Source organism: Achromobacter sp. 2789STDY5608615, assembly GCF_001298995.1.
GTDB lineage: Bacteria > Pseudomonadota > Gammaproteobacteria > Burkholderiales > Burkholderiaceae_B > Achromobacter > Achromobacter insuavis.
On sequence record NZ_CYTY01000032.1, the window covers coordinates 29273 to 45102 of the forward strand.

The window sequence follows — 15830 nt, forward strand, 5'->3', positions numbered from 1 at the left end:
CCCAAATGCCTGCTCGCCTCTAATATTTTCGAAAATCTTCTGATTTTTATAAAAAAGAGGCAAGGGATGGAAGCGAACAGGTACGACGCCTATCGGGAAGACACCGCCGGCCGCGCCAATGTGGCGGACTCGCCGGAACGCATCGCCTACTACAAGGAGCTGGCGCGGCTCGAGACCGGCGCGCTCTGGACGGTGGCCAACAAGATCGAGCCGTGGGCGCCGCGCTCGGCGTCGGTGCCGGTGGTCTGGCGCTACCAGGAACTGCGCGGCCATGTGTTGCGCTCGGCCGAGCTGGTGTCGCCCGAGGAAGCGGGCCGCCGCGTGATCTACCTGAACAACCCGGGCCGGCGCGACGTCGCCGCCGCGGTCGGCTGGCTGTATTCGGGCCTGCAGGTGATGCGGCCGGGCGAGCTGGCGTCGGCGCACAAGCATTCGCATTCGGCGCTGCGCTTCATCATGGAAGGCAAGGGCGCGTTCACGGTGGTGGACGGCCACAAGATGACGCTGGGCGCGAACGACTTCGTGCTCACGCCCAACGGCACCTGGCACGAGCACGGCGTGGCCGAGGACGGCACCACCTGCATCTGGCAGGACGGCCTGGACATTCCGCTGGTCAACGCGTTCGAGGCCGGCTTCTACGCCGTGCATCCCGACCTGAACCAGACCGTGACGCACCCGGTGGACGACACCAGCGCGCTGTGGGGCAGCGCGGCGTTGCGGCCGCAGACGACGGGCTGGACCAAGCCGTATTCGCCGCTGTTCAAGTACGAATGGGAGCCCACCTACGAAGCGCTGCGCCGTCACGCTCGGGTGTCGGCGGGCAGCCCCTATGACGGCATCCTGATGGAGTACGTCAACCCGGCCACCGGCGGCCCGGTCATGCCGACCATCGGCGCCAGCATGCAGTTGCTGCGCCCGGGCGAGCACACCAAGGCCCACCGCCACACCGGCAGCTTCCTCTACCAGGTGGCCAAGGGCAGCGGCTTTTCGGTCATCGACGGCAAGCGCTACGACTGGACCGAGCGCGACATCTTCTGTGTGCCGTCGTGGGCCGTGCACGAGCACGCCAACCTGTCGTCCAACGACGACGCCTGCCTGTTCTGCTTCAACGACCTGCCGGTGATGCGATCGCTGGCGCTCTACCGCGAGGAAGCGGTCAAGGACAACGACGGCCACCAGAAACTGATCTAGCGGCTGGCGCCAACCCCCCACTGAATTTTCATCCGCCGCCCGGCGCAGGCCGGGCGCCTGTCTCAACTCGTCTTGAATTTCCTGGAGTTCCTATGCGCTTGGTAACTTTTCGCGCCCATCCCGCCGCCGCCGCCCGCCTGGGCGCGCTGGCCGAAGGCTATGTGATCGACCTGGCCCTGCTGGGGCAGGCCGGCGGCGTGGCGCTGCCGGACGACATGCTGGCCTTCATCGACCTCGGCCCCGTGGCCGTGGCGCAGGCCTCGAAGCTGATGGAGTCGTACCGCGGCGCCTGGCCCGTGGGCGCCGCGCTGCCGCAGGAGAACGTCAAGCTGCTGGCGCCGATTCCGCGTCCGCGCAAGAACATCTTCGGCATCGGCCTGAACTACGTCGAGCACGTGGCGGAATCGAGCCGCACGCTCGATACCTCGGCCGACCTGCCCAAGCAGCCGGTGATCTTCTCCAAGCCGCCCACCACCGTGATCGGCCCGGGCGACGCCATCGAGCACAACGCCAAGATCACCCAACAGCTGGACTGGGAAGTCGAACTGGCGGTGATCATGGGCCGCCGCGCCACGCGCGTGGCCGAGGCCGATGCGCTGTCGTACGTGTTCGGCTACAGCGTGATGCTGGACATGAGCGCGCGCGACTGCCGCCGCGCCGGCCAATGGATCTATTCCAAGGGCCAGGACACCTACGCGCCGTTCGGCCCCTGCATCGTCACGGCCGACGAGATCCCCGATCCGCAGGTGCTGGACTTGTGGCTGACGGTCAACGGCGAGAAGAAGCAGGGTTCGAACACGCGCCACATGCTGTTCAAGGTGCCGTTCCTGATCTCGGACATCAGCGCCGGCATCACGCTGGAGCCGGGCGACATCATCGCCACCGGCACGCCCGAGGGCGTGGGCGCGGGCCGCAAGCCGCAGGAGTGGCTGTGGCCGGGCGACGTGGTGGTGGCGTGCGTCGAAGGCATCGGCACGCTGCGGCATCCGGTGGTGGCGGTCTAGGCGAAATTCCAGCGCCCGCCACGAGACGGCGGGCGCGGCGGTCTCCAAGGGGAAAACAATGATCAAGCAAACCATGTTGGCGGCGGGCCTGGCCTGGACGCTGGGGGGCATCGCGCACGCCGCGGAGCCGGTCAAGATCGGCTTCATCGCCACGCTGTCGACGCCTGCCGGCTACATCGGCGAGGACGAGCGCGACGCCTTCAATCTGGCGATCAAGCAGGGCGGCGGCAAGCTGGGCGGGGTGCCGGTGCAGCTGGTGATCGAGGACGACGGCCTCAAGCCGGCCAATGCCAAGCAGGCGGCCGACCGCATGCTGCAGTCGGGCATCAAGCTTTTCACCGGCGTGAACTTCTCGAACGTGCTGGCGGCGGTGGCGCCGGGCGTGGTCAAGTCGGGCGCGTTCTACGTCAGCCTGAACCCCGGCCCGTCGAGCTTTGCCGGCGAGAAGTGCGACCCGAACTATTTCGTGGCCTCGTACCAGAACGATGCCTTCCACACGGCGGGCGGCGTGGCCGCCAATGAGCTGGGCTACAAGCGCGTGGCGCTGCTGGCGCCCAACTACCAGGCCGGGCGCGACGCCATCGAGGGATTCAAGCGCACCTACAAGGGCGAGGTCGTCGCCGAGATCTACACCAAGCTGGACCAGTCGGACTTCTCGGTCGAACTGGCGCGGGTGCGGTCGCTGGCGCCCGACGCCGTCTACCAGTTCCATCCGGGCGGCACCGGCATCAACTTCGTCAAGCAATACGCCGCGGCCGGCCTGAACAAGACCGTGCCCATGCTGATGCCGAGCTTTTCGATGGATGCGCGCATGATCAAGGCCACCGGCGACGCGGCGCAGGGCGCCTACATCACCGGCATCTGGTCGCAGGACTTCGACAATCCGCAGTCCAAAGCCTTCGTGCAGGCGTTCAAGGAAGCCTATGGCCGCGTGCCCACCGATTACGCCATGCAGGCCTATGACACGGCGCAGCTGATCGGCGTCGGCCTGAAGGCCACCGGCGGCGATCTGTCGCGCCAGGCCGAGTTCCGCGCCGCGCTGCGCAAGCCCGAGTTCGCCTCGCTGCGCGGCAAGTTCAGCATGAACACCAACCAGCATCCGGTGCAGGACCTGTACCTGATGCGCATCGACAAGGACGCCGACGGCGGCCTGTCGCCGCGCCTGGTGCGCAAGCTGGTGTCCGATGACAAGGACGCCTACGCCCAATTCTGCAAGATGCCGTCATGACATTGCTCTTCGAACAGTTGCTCAACGGGCTGCAGTTCGGCGCGATGCTGTTCCTGCTCGCCGCCGGGCTGACCCTGATCTTCGGGATCATGGGCGTGGTGAACCTGACCCACGGTTCGTTCTACATGGTGGGCGCGTACTGCGCGGCCTACGCCATCGGCACCACCGGCTCGTTCCTGGCGGGCGTGCTGGCGGCGTTGCTGGGGGCGGGGCTGTATGGCCTGTCGGTGGAAGTGCTGGTGATCCGCAAGCTGTACAAGCGCGACCACCTGTACCAGGTGCTGGCCACCTTCGGCCTGCTGTTGTTCTCGAACGAGGCGGTCAGCCTGATCTTCGGTCGGCGGCCGCCGCTGGTGGGCATCCCGTCGTTCCTGGAGGGCGCGGTGACGCTGGCGCCGGGGTTCCAGTATCCGTTGATCCGGCTGTCGTTCATCGCGGTCGGCGCGCTGGTGGCGGTGGGGCTGTGGTGGCTGGTGAACCGCACCCGCATCGGCATGCTGATCCGCGCCGGCGCCGACGACCGTGAAATGGTCGATGCGCTGGGCGTGGACATCAAGAAGCTCTACACCCTGGTGTTCGGCCTGGGCGCGCTGCTGTGCGGACTGGCGGGCGTGATGGCGGCGCCGTTGCTGGCCGTCGAGATCGGCATGGGCGAGCGCATCCTGATCACCACCTTCGTGGTCATCGTGATCGGCGGCGTGGGCTCGGTGCGCGGCGCGCTGGCGGGCGCGCTGCTGGTCGGCATGGTCGACAGCATGGGGCGGGCCTTCCTGCCGCAGTTGCTGGGCGCGGTGTTCTCGCCGGCCACGGCGGATCCGCTGGCGGCGGGCCTGGCCTCGGCCAGTATCTATGTGTTGATGGCGATCGTGCTGATCGCCAAGCCGGGCGGGCTGTTCCCGGCGCGAGGATGATGATGGCAAAGACACTTTCGAATCGCGCGCGCTGGGGGCTGGCCGGGTTGATCCTGCTGCTGGCGCTGCCGGGCGCGGCGGCGGCCACCGACACGCCTTTCCTGATCGGCGTGGTGACGCGCTTCCTGATCTACGGCCTGGCCGCGGTCAGCCTGGACCTGGTGATCGGCTATGGCGCCATGGTCAGCTTCGGCCACGCGATGTTCTTCGGGTTGGGCGGCTATGCGGTGGGCATCATCGCCTTCCACACCACCGAAGCCGGCCCGTTGTTCGGCTGGGCCGGCAGCAACGCCGCGCTGGTGGTGTGGCCGATCGCCATGGCGGTGTGCGCGCTGGCGGGCTGGCTGTTCGGCTACCTGGCGCTGCGCACGCGCGGCGTGCAGTTCATCATGATCACGCTGGCGTTCGGGCAGATGGTGTACTTCATCCTGGTGTCGCTGCAGTTCTACGGCGGCGACGACGGCCTGATGATCTCGCAGCGCAACGTGCTGCCGGGCCTGAACCTGGAGAACCCGCTGACGTTCTACTACGTCTGCCTGGCGCTGCTGACGGCCTGGACGCTGCTGTGCATCCGCATTACCAACTCGCGCTTCGGCATGGTGCTGCAGGCGCTGCGCCAGAGCGAGCGGCGCGCCATCAACCTGGGCGTGGCGCCCACGCCGTACCGCCTGAGCGCCTTCGTGCTGTCGGCGGTGGGCACGGGGCTGGCGGGCGTGCTGTGGGCCAACTATGCCGGACTGGTGACGCCGGACATGGCGGCCTGGACCAAGTCGGGCGAGCTGATGGCGATCGTCATCCTTGGCGGCGTGGGCACGCTGCTGGGCCCGATCGCGGGCGCGGCGGTGTTCCTGGGGCTGGAGCAGCTGCTGTCGTCGCTGACCGAACATTGGCTGCTGTACATGGGGCCGGTGCTGGTGCTGGTGGTGCTGTGGGGCCAGAAGGGCCTGTTCGGCCGCCTGTTGGAGACGCGCCATGCGGATTGAGCCCACCCCCGAGGCGCTTCGCGCTTCCCCCTCCAGGGGGCATGCCGACGGACCGGCGGAGCCGGATCCGTGGCATCCCGATAGTAAGCCGACACCAGGAATGAACGAGACGAAAACCCTGCTGCGCCTGACGCAGCTGCGCAAGGCCTTCGACGCGGTGGTGGCCACCAACGGCGTCGACCTGGACGTGCGCGCCGGCGAGATCCACGCCATCATCGGCCCGAACGGCGCCGGCAAGTCGACGCTGATCGCGCAGATCTGCGGCGAGATCCGGCCCGACTCGGGCGCCATCGAACTGGACGGGCGCGACGTGACGGCGCTGCGCGCCTTCGAGCGCGCCCGCCTGGGGCTGGGCCGCTCGTTCCAGATCACCGAGCTGTGCCAGGAATACACCGCGTTGGAAAACGTCATCCTGTCCAGCATGCTCAAGGGCGGCCGCGCCTTTGGCGCCTGGTCCGATCCGCGCCGCGACGCGGGCCTGAAGGCGCAGGCGATGCAATGGCTGACCCACGTAGGCCTGGCGGACCGGCGCCACGTGCGCACCGCCGACCTGGCGCACGGCGAGAAGCGCCAGCTGGAACTGGCGGTGGCCCTGGCGCGTTCGCCGCGCCTGCTGCTGCTGGACGAGCCCATGGCCGGCATGGGGCCGGAGGAATCGGCGCGCATGACGCGGCTGCTGCTGGGCATGAAGGGCGACTACGGCATCCTGCTGGTCGAGCACGACATGGACGCGGTGTTCGCGCTGGCCGACCGCATCAGCGTGCTGGTCTACGGCAAGGTGGTGTTCAGCGGCGCGCCCGACGAGGTGCGGCGCCATCCGGAAGTGCGCGCCGCCTACCTGGGAGAAGAACATGTTGAAGGTTGAGGGCCTGACCGGCGGCTACGGGTCGAGCAAGGTGCTGTTCGGCATGGCCTTCGAGGCCGCCGAGGGCGAGGTGATCTCGTTGATCGGCCGCAACGGCATGGGCAAGACCACCACCATCAAGACGCTGATGGGCATGCTGCCGGCCACCGGCGGGCAGGTCCAGTTCCGCGGCCAGACGCTGTCGCGGCCCGCGCCCAGCGTAGTGGCGCGGCTGGGCGTGGGGCTGGTGCCGGAAGGGCGGCGCGTGTTCGGCTCGCTGTCGGTGGAAGAGAACCTGGTGGCGACCTCGCGCGCCGCGCCTGGCGGCTGGGACCTGGCGCGGGTTTACGCGCTGTTCCCGCGCCTGAAGGAGCGCCGCGCGCAGTCGTCGCGCACGCTGTCGGGCGGCGAGCAGCAGATGCTGGTGGTCGGCCGCGCGCTCATGACCAATCCCAAGCTGCTGATCCTGGACGAGGCCACCGAAGGGCTGGCCCCGCTGATCCGCCAGGAAATCTGGCGTTGCCTGCGGGCGCTGAAGGCCGAGGGCCAGACCATCCTGGTGATCGACAAGAACCTGCCCGAGATGGCGACGCTGGTGGATCGTCACTACATCGTCGACAAGGGCCGGGTGGCCTGGTCGGGCGCGCCCGTGGAACTGTCCGCGCAGCCCGACCTGGCGCAACGTTATCTCGGCATCTGACCGCAATAGGAGCACACGCATGTTGAACCTGCCCGTTTTCAAGGCCGCCGCCGTCCAGGCCGCCCCGGTGTTCCTGGACACCGACGCCACCGTCGACAAGACCTGCGCGCTGATCGCCGAGGCCGCCGGCAACGGCGCCAGCCTGGTGGCCTTTCCCGAGGTGTTCATCTCGGCCTATCCCTACTGGAGCTGGGTGATGAACCCGGTGCAGGGCAGCCCGTGGTTCGAAAAGCTCTGCAAGAGCGCCATCGAACTGCCGGGGCCGGAGATCCGCCGCATCGCCCAGGCCGCGCGCCAGCACCGCGTCAACGTGGTGGTGGGCGTGAACGAGCGCAGCCGCCATGGCGTCGGCACGATCTACAACACCATGGTCTTCATCAACGAAGAGGGCCGCGTCCTGGGCCGCCACCGCAAGCTGGTGCCGACCTGGGCCGAGAAGCTGACCTGGGCCCACGGCGACGGCGAGTCGCTGCGCGTGTATGACACGTCCGTCGGCAAGCTCGGCGGCCTGGCCTGCGGCGAGAACACCAACACGCTGGCGCGCTTCTCGCTGCTGGCGCAGGGCGAGATGGTGCACGTCGCCAGCTATATCTCGCTGCCGGTGGCGCCGCCCGACTACGACATGGCCGAGGCCATCCGCCTGCGGGCGGCGGCCCACTCGTTCGAGGGCAAGGTGTTCACGGTGGTGTCGTGCTCGACCATCTCCACCGAGATCCAGGACGCCATCAGCGCCAGCCATCCGGAAGCGCGCGAGATGCTGGCGCGCCGCAACAGCGCGTTTTCGGGAATATTGGGGCCGGACGGCCGCGTCATCGGCGAACCGCTGATCGACGACGAAGGCATCGTCTACGCCGACATCGACCTGTCGCGCTGCATCCAGCCGCGCCAGATGCACGACATCGTCGGCCACTACAACCGCTTCGACGTGTTCGACCTGCGCGTGAACCGGCGGCCGCTGCAGGCGGCGCGCTATGACGACCAGGACGGACCTGCCGGCGACGAGGCGGGCTGGGACCTCGATCCGCAGCCGGAAACGGCGCGCGAGGCGCGCGGGTGAGCAGGGCCGGGCCGGCGGGTAGAATGGGCCGCCTGAGCGCCGGCTGGCCCCGGGGCCGGCCAGCCGGCCGCTGATATCTGGAGAGCAAGTTGAAGCCAAGAATCAAAGCTTCCCGCCAGGACGAGCCCGGAGCCGACGGGAACGCCGAGGTAGAGGAAATCACGCTGTCCGAGCAGGTCTACCGCCTGCTCCGGCGCGACATCATGAGCGGCGCGTTCGCGCCGGGCCAGTCGCTGCGCCTGGAATTGCTCAAGCAACGCTACGGCAGCAGCTTTTCCCCGATCCGCGAAGCCCTGAACCGGCTGCGCAGCGAACGCATGGTGATCACCACCACCTCGCGCGGTTTTCGCATCGCGCCGCTGTCGGTCGAGGAAATGTGGGACGCCTGCGAAACCCGCATCCTGATCGATTGCGACGCGCTGCGGCGCTCGCTGGCCAACGCCGATGACGCCTGGGAGGCGCGGCTGGTCGGCGCCTACCACGCGCTGACGCTGGCCGCGCAGCGCGCCGGCGAGGCCGTGCCGCCCAGCCAGGAGCTGGAGGAATCGCTCGAGGCGCGCCACCTGGACTTCCACCACGCGCTGATCGGCGCCTGCCGCTCGCACTGGCTGCTGGACCTGTCCACGCAGCTGTACGCGCAGACCGAGCGCTATCGGCGTCCGGCGCGCGCCGGCGCCACCGCCTACGGCCCCGAACGCAATGTCGACGACGAGCACCGCCAGCTGCTCGATGCCGCGCTGTCGCGCGACGTCGAGCGCTCGGTGGCGATGCTGGCGGCGCATTACCGCAAGACGGCGCAGTTCATCGAACACATCATTTCCCAGGACGACAGGCAGGCCATTCATGCGTGACGCGGACATCGATCTCTTTTTCCCCACCATCGCCGAGCGCGAGGTGCAATACAACGCCCGCGAGTCGGTGGCGGACTTCGACGCCTGCGTGCGCCGCTACGCCGAGTCGGCCGCCGCGGTGAAGTCGCGCCGTCCCGGCCTGCTGAACCTGCGTTACGGCATGGGCCAGGACGAGCGGCTGGACCTGTTCCTGCCGGCGGCGAACCGCGGCCCGGCGCCGCTGTTCGTGTTCATCCATGGCGGCTACTGGCGCGCGCAGCGCAAGGAAGACGCGCCGGTGATGGCCGAGGCCTTCAACGCGGCCGGCGCGGCGGTGGCGGTGCCGGAATACACGCTGGCGCCCGAAGCAACGCTGCCGGAAATCGTGCGCGAGATGCGCTCGGCGCTGGCCTGGCTGTATCACAACGCGGCGGCCTACGGCGTCGATCCCGAGCGCATCTACGTCGGCGGCAGCTCGGCCGGCGGCCACCTGGCCGCGATGCTGGCCGCGCCCGCCTGGCCGGCGAGCTACGGCGTGCCGGACGACGTGGTCAAGGGTACGCTGGCGCTGAGCGGCCTGTTCGACCTGCGGCCGCTGTGCGACGTCCTGCCCAACACCTGGTTGCAGCTGACGCCGGAGCAGGCGGCGCGCCACAGCCCGATCTTCAACCTGCCCGAGCGCGCCGGCCCCATGCTGCTGGCCGTCGGCGGCCTGGAGACGCAGGGTTTCAAGAACCAGACCGAGGCCTTCGAGCGCGCCTGGACCGGCGCCGGCCTGCAGGCCACGCGTATCCAGACGCCGCATTGCAATCACTTCGACCTGGTGAACGAGCTGGAGGATCCGGCCAGCGACCTGACCCGCGCCACCCTGGCGATGATGGGCCTGGCGCAAGCCTGAGCGCGTTCACGGAGACGGGCGCGCCATGGCCGACCTGAAGCTGCTCGAAGACCTGATCGCGCTGGCGCAGAGCGGCAGCTTCGTGCGCGCCGCCGAGGCGCGGCACGTCACGCATCCGGCCTTCGGGCGCCGCATCCGCGCCCTCGAGGCCTGGGCCGGCGCGCCGCTGGTGGAGCGCCAGCGCGTGCCGGTGACGCTGACCGCCGAGGGCGAGGCCCTGCTCAAGACCGCCACCCAGGTGGTCGAGCAGATGGGGCTGGTGCGCCACCGCATCCGCAGTTCCGGCGCGGGCGGCGAGGCGGTGCTGCGCATCGCCACCGGCCGCAGCCTGTCGCGCACCGTGGTGGGCGACTGGATCGCGCGGCTGCGCCATCGCGCGCCGAAGGTGCTGGTCGAAGGCACGCAGCTGGAGATCTCCACCGGCAAGATGGAAGACATGGCCATGCGGCTGGAGCAGGGCAAGGTCGACCTGCTGTGCTGCTACGAGCATCCGGCCCTGTCGATGCAGCTCAACCCGGTGCGCTACCGCTACATGACCCTGGGCACCGACAAGCTGGTGCCGGTGAGCCAGGCCGACGGCCGCGGCCGCGCCCGCTATGTGCTGGGCGAGGGCGGCCATCCGGTGCCGCTGATCACTTACGCCGGCGGCCTGTCGATGGAGCGCATCCTGGGCGACCGGCTCGAATCCACGCCCTATGCGCTGACGCCGTTCGTGCGCATCGATTCGCTCGATGCCGCGCATGGCGCGGCGCTCAAGGGCCTGGGCGTGGCCTGGCTGCCGTGGTCGATGGTGGCGGCCGACTGCCGTCGCGGCACGCTGGTGTCGCTGGGCGGGCGCAGCGACGAGATCGCCTTCGAGGTGCGGCTGTACCGCTCGCGGGCGCGGCTGGCCGAGCTGGCCGAGGCGGCCTGGGAAGCCACCGCCAATCGCAAGGCTTGACGCGGCCCATCGGTGTCCGCGCGGGTGGATTTGGCGAGCTGAATTAGCACGGCAATGTGCCGACTCGGCACGTCATGCCGCCCGCCCACGCGCAGAATGTCTCCCGAAACTCGAACGAGACGGCGCCGCCGTCCGCCTCAGCACCCCAGGGAGAAACTCATGAAATCCGTTCCGCACGCCTTGCGCGGCGCGTCGGCCGCGCTCTGTGCCGCCGCCGCGTTGATCGCCTCGCCGGCCATCGCCGCCGGTTATCCCGACCATCCGGTTTCGCTGATCGTCGGCTATCCGGCCGGCGGCAGCGTCGATCTGACCGCGCGCCTGTTCGGCGAGGAACTGGCCAAGCGCATCGGCCAGAGCGTGGTGGTCGAGAACGCCGGCGGCGCCGGCGGCACCATCGGTGCGCAGCGCGTGGCCCGCGCCACGCCGGACGGCTACACGCTGCTGCTGGGCTCGACCAATGAAATGGTGGTCGCCCGCATGATCAACAACGCCGTCAAGTACGACGGCGCCAAGGACTTCACCGCCCTGGGCGTGATCGCCACGCAGCCCATGATGCTGGCGGCCAGCAAGAATTCCGGCGTGAAGAGCGCCGCCGAGTACCTGCAGAAGCTGCGCGCCACCGCGCCGGGCAGTTTCAATTACGGCTCGTCGGGCGTCGGCACCACGCTGCACCTGGCCGGCGAGATGATCAACCAGGAGACCAATACGCGCGCGGAACATGTCCCGTACCGGGGCGTGTCGCCGCTGGTGACCGACCTGATGAGCGGCCAGCTGGATTTCGGCGTGCTGGTGTTGTCCTCGGGCCTGCCGCAAGTGCGCGCCGACAAGATCGTGGCGCTGGGCGTGACGCAGCCCAAGCGTTCGGCGGTGGCGCCTGACATCCCGGCGCTGGCCGAGACGCCGGGGTTCGAGGCGGTCGACCTCAGCATCACGTTCTCGCTGTACGGCCCGGCCGGCCTGCCGGAGCCGGTGGCCGCCAAGCTGCGCGAGGCGCTGGCCGATACGCTCAAGTCGGAACAGTTCCGCGCCAAGATGCTGGAGGCCGGCGGCGTGCTGGCGCAGCCGGGCCTGGATCCGGTGGCCTCGCAGGCCGCCGAGACGCGCAAGTACGGCGCGCTGGTCAAGGCGGCCAAGATCGAGGCGCAGTGATCATGGATTTCACGCTGCCCGTTCCCGACCTCGCCGCCGAGCGCCTGGGCAATACCGACACGCCGGGCGTCTGGCATTTCGACTCGGGCCTGCCCGGCCGCGGGCTGATGCTGTCCGCGCTGGTGCACGGCAACGAGCTGTGCGGCGCCTGGGCCCTGAAGGACCTGCTGGCGGCGGGCCTGCGCCCGCGCCGCGGCCGGCTGACGCTGGCGTTCTGCAACCTGCCGGCGTTCGACCGTTTCGACCTGGCGAGGCATGACGCCTCGCGCTTCGTCGACGAGGACATGAACCGCGTCTGGAGCGCCGAGCGCCTGGATCAGCCCACCAGCAGCGACCGCCGGCGCGCGGCGCAACTGCGTCCGTGGGTCGAGCGCGCCGACTGGCTGCTGGACCTGCACTCGATGCACGAGCCCGGCGCGCCGCTGCTGCTGACCGGCGTCCTGCCGCGCAACATCGCCCTGGCGCGGCGCCTGAAGGCGCCGCAGCACGTGATCGTGGACGCCGGCCACAAGGACGGCGTGCGCATGCGCGACTTCGCGCAGTTCGGCGACCCGGCGCGCGATGCGGCCTGCGCGTTGCTGATCGAATGCGGTTTCCACGGCGACCCGGCGGCGCGCGACGTCGCGCGCGACATGGTGGCGCGCATGCTGGTCGCTTCGGATGTGGTGGATGCCGCCGACATCCCGGCCGGCTGGCTGCGGCCCGACGCCACCGCGCAGCGCGTGCTGGAAGTGACCGAAGCGGTGGTGGCGCCGTCGATGGATGTGACCTTCGCGCAGCCCTGGCAGGGCCTGGAGACGCTGGAGAAGGCGGGGTCGGTGATCGGCTGGGCCGATGGCCGGGCGATCGTCTCGCCCTATGACCGCTGCACGCTGGTGATGCCGTCGCTGCGCCAGCTCAAGCCGGGCGTGACGGTGGTGCGGCTGGCGCGCGACTACGCGGGCTGAATGGCGTCGACCGCTGGCGCGGCGTGATCGCCGCGCCCGTCACGCGGTCGCGGGACCCCCGGCGCATCGCCGCGGGTCGGTCGCCGCATCACTTCTGCGGCGTATAACGCAATTCGTCGAGCTGGTAACCCTGCGCCGTCGCGGCGGCCAGGGCGCGGTCCAGGTCTTCCTTGGGCAGTTGCGGCGAGCGCGACAGGATCCACAGGTACTTGCGGTCGGGGGTGCCAACCACGGCCCAGCGGTAGTCCGGGTCCAGCCCGATCACCCAGTAGTCGCCCTTGATCGGCTTGAAGAACGAGACCTCGAGCTTGGCGTTGTTGCTGCCTTGGACCACCGTGGCGGTGCCCGAGGCCGAGTCGACGTCGCCGTCCTTGGTGCGGCAGCGGTTGTTGACCCCGACGGTGCCGTCGGGGTGCAGGGTGTATTCAGCGGTGGTGTCGCCAACGCAGTTGCGCTGGAAGAACATCGGGAAGTTGGCGATCTCGTACCACATGCCGGCATAGCGCTTCAGGTCGACCGACTCCACGGTTTGCATGGGCGGCGGCGCGGCGTGGGAGATCCCCGCCGCGCTGGCGGCCAGGGCCAGCAATAATGTTGCGATGCGGCGCATGGGGATAGTCTCCTGATCCAAAACCCTAACGATACGCCTTATTTGCGCGGGGCCTTCAGCGCGGCGTGATAGCGGGCGACATAGGTGTCGAAATCGACGTCGTCGGACTGCTCCAGGCGCAGCTGTTCGGCGCTGGAGTCGAGCGCGCCCTGGCGGTATTCGGCCGCCACGTCCGCCGGCAGCGGCTGGGCGCGCAGGGCTTGCGCGTGTTCGTGGCTCTGGCGCAGCGAAAAGTCGTGGAACGATTCGCCGCTGGCGGTCAGCGCGGCCAGCAGGCGCGCGGACGGCGTGGCGTCGGGCTGGCCCAGCTTGGCGCGCTGCGCGGCCAGGCTGTCGGCGTAGGCGCTGCCGCCCAGGGCCGAGTCGTACAGGGCCGCGTAGGGCGCGATCTGGTCCAGCAGTTCCTGGCCCCATTGCGCCAGGCCGATGGCCTTGCCGTCGCGGTCCAGCTGCAGGCCGGGCTTGCGGCCTTCCTTGACCACGGTGGAGAAGTTGTCGGCGCTGCGCTGACAGTAGCCGTTGGCCGGGAAGAAGGGGCTGTCGGAGGCGGCGCAGAACAGCAGGAAGGCGTCGACGAAACGGCTGGTGTCGGCATCGATGCCCACCGGCGATTCCGGGTTGATGTCCAGGCAGCGCACTTCCACGTACTGCACGCCGCGCTCGGCCAGCGCGGTGATCGGGCGCTCGCAGCGGCCGGTGGCGCGCTTGGGGCGGATGCTCGAGTAGTACTCGTTTTCGATCTGCAGCACGTTGGTGTTGAGCTGGATCCATTCGCCGTTGCGATGCGTGCCGATCTTCTGGTAGTCGGGCCACGGTTGCGTGACCGCGTCGTACAGGCGGCCGAGGAAGGTATCGAGATCGTTGTAGCAGAGCTTGAGCTGCGACTGGGCCTTGTTCTGATAACCCAGGTCGCTCATGCGCAGGCTGGTGGCGTGGGGCAGATACAGGGTGTGCTGGCCCAGGTGCTGCAGGCCGTGTTCGCCATCGCGCAGGAAGTCGCGGGAAAGCGCCGGCGCCGCGCCGAACAGGTACATCAGCAGCCAGGAATAGCGCGTGAAGTTGCGGATCAGGCCGATGTAGCCGCGCGAGCGGCGGTCCTGGTCGGTGCCGGGCTGGGTGTCGAGCACCGACCACAGCGCCTCGGGCAGCGAGAAGTTGTAGTGGACGCCGGCGATGCACTGCATGGTCTTGCCGTAGCGCTCGGCCAGGCCGCGGCGATAGACGTGCTTGAGCATGCCCGTGTTGGAGGTGCCGTACCAGGCAATGGGAATGTCGGCCTCGCCCGGCAGGGTGGCCGGCATCGACTGGTTCCAGATCAGCTCGTGGTCCAGCACGCTGTAGACGTGGCGGTGGGTGGCGGTCAATTCGGCCAGGAGGGCCTCGACGTTGTCGTGCGTGCCGGTGATCAGTTCGAGCAGCGATTCCGAATAGTCGGTGGTGACGTGTTCGTTGGTCAGCGCGGAACCAAGCCCGGCCGGGTGCGGCGTGCGGGCCAGGATGCCTTGCTCGTCGACGCGCAGGCCTTCTTTTTCGATACCCCGCAGGGTCTGGGTCAGGAGCGAGCGGTTGGCCTCTAGGCGGGCGAGGCGTTGGGCGGCGGTATCAGTCACGGAATCTTCTCGATGGGGTCTGTCGCCGGATTTTACGGGGTGCTGGCCTCCTCTGCCGAGGGAGCCAGTACTGGGGACAGGGACAATTGCGCGGCGGTGCGCGCCAGCCACTCGTCCAGGTCGGCGTAGACCGGGTCGGCGATGGGGGGCGGTTTCGTTGAAAATCTCGTGCCAGGCGGTGTCGTACCAGCGCAATGTCAGCAATTCCGCGGGCGCGCGCTGGGCGAACTGGCGGCTGCCCTCGGCCGCCACGATGGAGTCGTCGCCGGCCACCATCAGCAGGGTGCGGCAGGACAGCAGATGGGCCTCCCGCAGGGAATCGCGGCCGCCGTCATCGACGAACCGGGCCAGCCGGCCCGTCATGCTGCGCCGCACCAGCGGGTCGGACCGGTAGGCCTTGACCACCGCCCGGTCGTGCGAGATGCGGGCTGGCGCCAGGCCATGGGGCACCCGCAGGTCGGGCGCGTGCAGCGACATCCAGGTCAGGGTGCGGCGCACCCACGGCGGCACGTTGACCACGAACGGCGGCGAACTGAGCACCAGGGCGTCGATCTGGGCCAGCCGCTGCAGGGCGATCCGCACCGCCACCAGGGCGCCCAGGCTGTGGCCCAGCAGGATCGGCGGGCGGCCGTGGACGGCGGTCCAGTCGGCCAGGCGCGCCACGGCGTCGGTCACCAGGTCCTCCTGGTGCGCCAGGGTGGCCGGCCGGCCGCCGGAGCGGCCATGGCCGCGGTGGTCATGGGCGCCCACCGTCCAGCCGCGCGCGGTCAGCCAGCGCGCCAGCCGGTCATAGCGCCCGGCATGCTCGCTCAGGCCATGCAGCAGGTAGATGCCGGGCGTGCCGGGGCCGATGATCGGCGGGGGCACATTCGGGGCGGCGGGCCAGACATAATTGGCCAGGGGCGTGCCGTCGGGCGCTGGGGTCATC

At 69.3% G+C, this 15830-nt stretch carries 15 protein-coding genes and 1 pseudogene; 13 read left to right on the top strand and 3 right to left on the bottom strand.

Annotated features, from left to right (window positions below):
• Nucleotides 1-66: 66 nt before the first annotated feature.
• The 13 genes from AOZ49_RS23435 to AOZ49_RS23495 all read left to right on the top strand — a co-directional run bounded on the left by AOZ49_RS23435 (nt 67) and on the right by AOZ49_RS23495 (nt 12682).
• Complete coding sequence (locus AOZ49_RS23435; RefSeq protein ID WP_054433110.1) at nt 67-1191, top strand: cupin domain-containing protein; 1125 nt, start codon at nt 67-69, stop codon at nt 1189-1191.
• 92 nt (nt 1192-1283) lie between these two features.
• Nucleotides 1284-2195: a fumarylacetoacetate hydrolase family protein gene (locus tag AOZ49_RS23440; protein WP_054433111.1), complete on the top strand. Its 912-nt coding sequence runs from the start codon at nt 1284-1286 to the stop codon at nt 2193-2195.
• Between the two features lie 58 nt (nt 2196-2253).
• Nucleotides 2254-3423: an ABC transporter substrate-binding protein gene (locus AOZ49_RS23445; protein ID WP_054433112.1), complete on the top strand. Its 1170-nt coding sequence runs from the start codon at nt 2254-2256 to the stop codon at nt 3421-3423.
• A complete protein-coding gene (locus tag AOZ49_RS23450) occupies nt 3420-4334 on the top strand; it encodes a branched-chain amino acid ABC transporter permease (RefSeq protein ID WP_006392582.1) in 915 nt (304 codons plus the stop codon). The genes AOZ49_RS23445 and AOZ49_RS23450 overlap by 4 nt, the downstream gene beginning before the upstream one ends.
• The gene (locus tag AOZ49_RS23455) at nt 4331-5317 is read left to right on the top strand and encodes a branched-chain amino acid ABC transporter permease (protein WP_054433113.1); all 987 of its coding nucleotides are present in this window, start codon (nt 4331-4333) and stop codon (nt 5315-5317) included. The genes AOZ49_RS23450 and AOZ49_RS23455 overlap by 4 nt, the downstream gene beginning before the upstream one ends.
• A gap of 100 nt (nt 5318-5417) precedes the next feature.
• Nucleotides 5418-6182, top strand: coding sequence for an ABC transporter ATP-binding protein (locus AOZ49_RS23460; protein WP_054433114.1), 765 nt, complete (start codon nt 5418-5420; stop codon nt 6180-6182).
• The gene (locus tag AOZ49_RS23465; RefSeq protein ID WP_054433245.1) at nt 6169-6861 is read left to right on the top strand and encodes an ABC transporter ATP-binding protein; all 693 of its coding nucleotides are present in this window, start codon (nt 6169-6171) and stop codon (nt 6859-6861) included. Before AOZ49_RS23460 ends, AOZ49_RS23465 begins: the two co-directional genes overlap by 14 nt.
• 19 nt (nt 6862-6880) lie before the next feature.
• On the top strand, nt 6881-7918 hold the full coding sequence (locus tag AOZ49_RS23470) for a carbon-nitrogen hydrolase family protein (protein WP_054478018.1): 1038 nt from the start codon (nt 6881-6883) through the stop codon (nt 7916-7918).
• An 89-nt stretch (nt 7919-8007) separates the two neighbouring features.
• The gene (locus AOZ49_RS23475) at nt 8008-8769 is read left to right on the top strand and encodes a GntR family transcriptional regulator (protein ID WP_006392587.1); all 762 of its coding nucleotides are present in this window, start codon (nt 8008-8010) and stop codon (nt 8767-8769) included.
• Nucleotides 8762-9646: an alpha/beta hydrolase gene (locus AOZ49_RS23480; protein ID WP_054478020.1), complete on the top strand. Its 885-nt coding sequence runs from the start codon at nt 8762-8764 to the stop codon at nt 9644-9646. Before AOZ49_RS23475 ends, AOZ49_RS23480 begins: the two co-directional genes overlap by 8 nt.
• 25 nt (nt 9647-9671) lie before the next feature.
• Nucleotides 9672-10586, top strand: coding sequence for a LysR family transcriptional regulator (locus tag AOZ49_RS23485; RefSeq protein WP_054433117.1), 915 nt, complete (start codon nt 9672-9674; stop codon nt 10584-10586).
• Between the two features lie 159 nt (nt 10587-10745).
• Nucleotides 10746-11735, top strand: coding sequence for a Bug family tripartite tricarboxylate transporter substrate binding protein (locus AOZ49_RS23490; RefSeq protein ID WP_054433118.1), 990 nt, complete (start codon nt 10746-10748; stop codon nt 11733-11735).
• A gap of 2 nt (nt 11736-11737) precedes the next feature.
• Nucleotides 11738-12682: a M14 family metallopeptidase gene (locus AOZ49_RS23495; RefSeq protein WP_054478022.1), complete on the top strand. Its 945-nt coding sequence runs from the start codon at nt 11738-11740 to the stop codon at nt 12680-12682.
• Nucleotides 12683-12770: 88 nt separating this feature from the next.
• On the opposite strand, the gene AOZ49_RS23500 is transcribed toward AOZ49_RS23495, so the two are convergent.
• The 3 genes and pseudogenes from AOZ49_RS23500 to AOZ49_RS31930 all read right to left on the bottom strand — a co-directional run bounded on the left by AOZ49_RS23500 (nt 12771) and on the right by AOZ49_RS31930 (nt 15829).
• Nucleotides 12771-13292 carry a lipocalin family protein gene (locus AOZ49_RS23500; protein ID WP_054433120.1) on the bottom strand — a complete coding sequence of 174 codons (522 nt, stop codon included), beginning with the start codon at nt 13290-13292 and terminating at the stop codon, nt 12771-12773.
• Nucleotides 13293-13330: 38 nt separating this feature from the next.
• Complete coding sequence (gene gshA, locus AOZ49_RS23505) at nt 13331-14902, bottom strand: glutamate--cysteine ligase (RefSeq protein ID WP_054478049.1); 1572 nt, start codon at nt 14900-14902, stop codon at nt 13331-13333.
• A gap of 32 nt (nt 14903-14934) precedes the next feature.
• Nucleotides 14935-15829: pseudogene (locus AOZ49_RS31930) on the bottom strand (lysophospholipase).
• Between the last annotated feature and the right edge of the window lies 1 nt (nt 15830).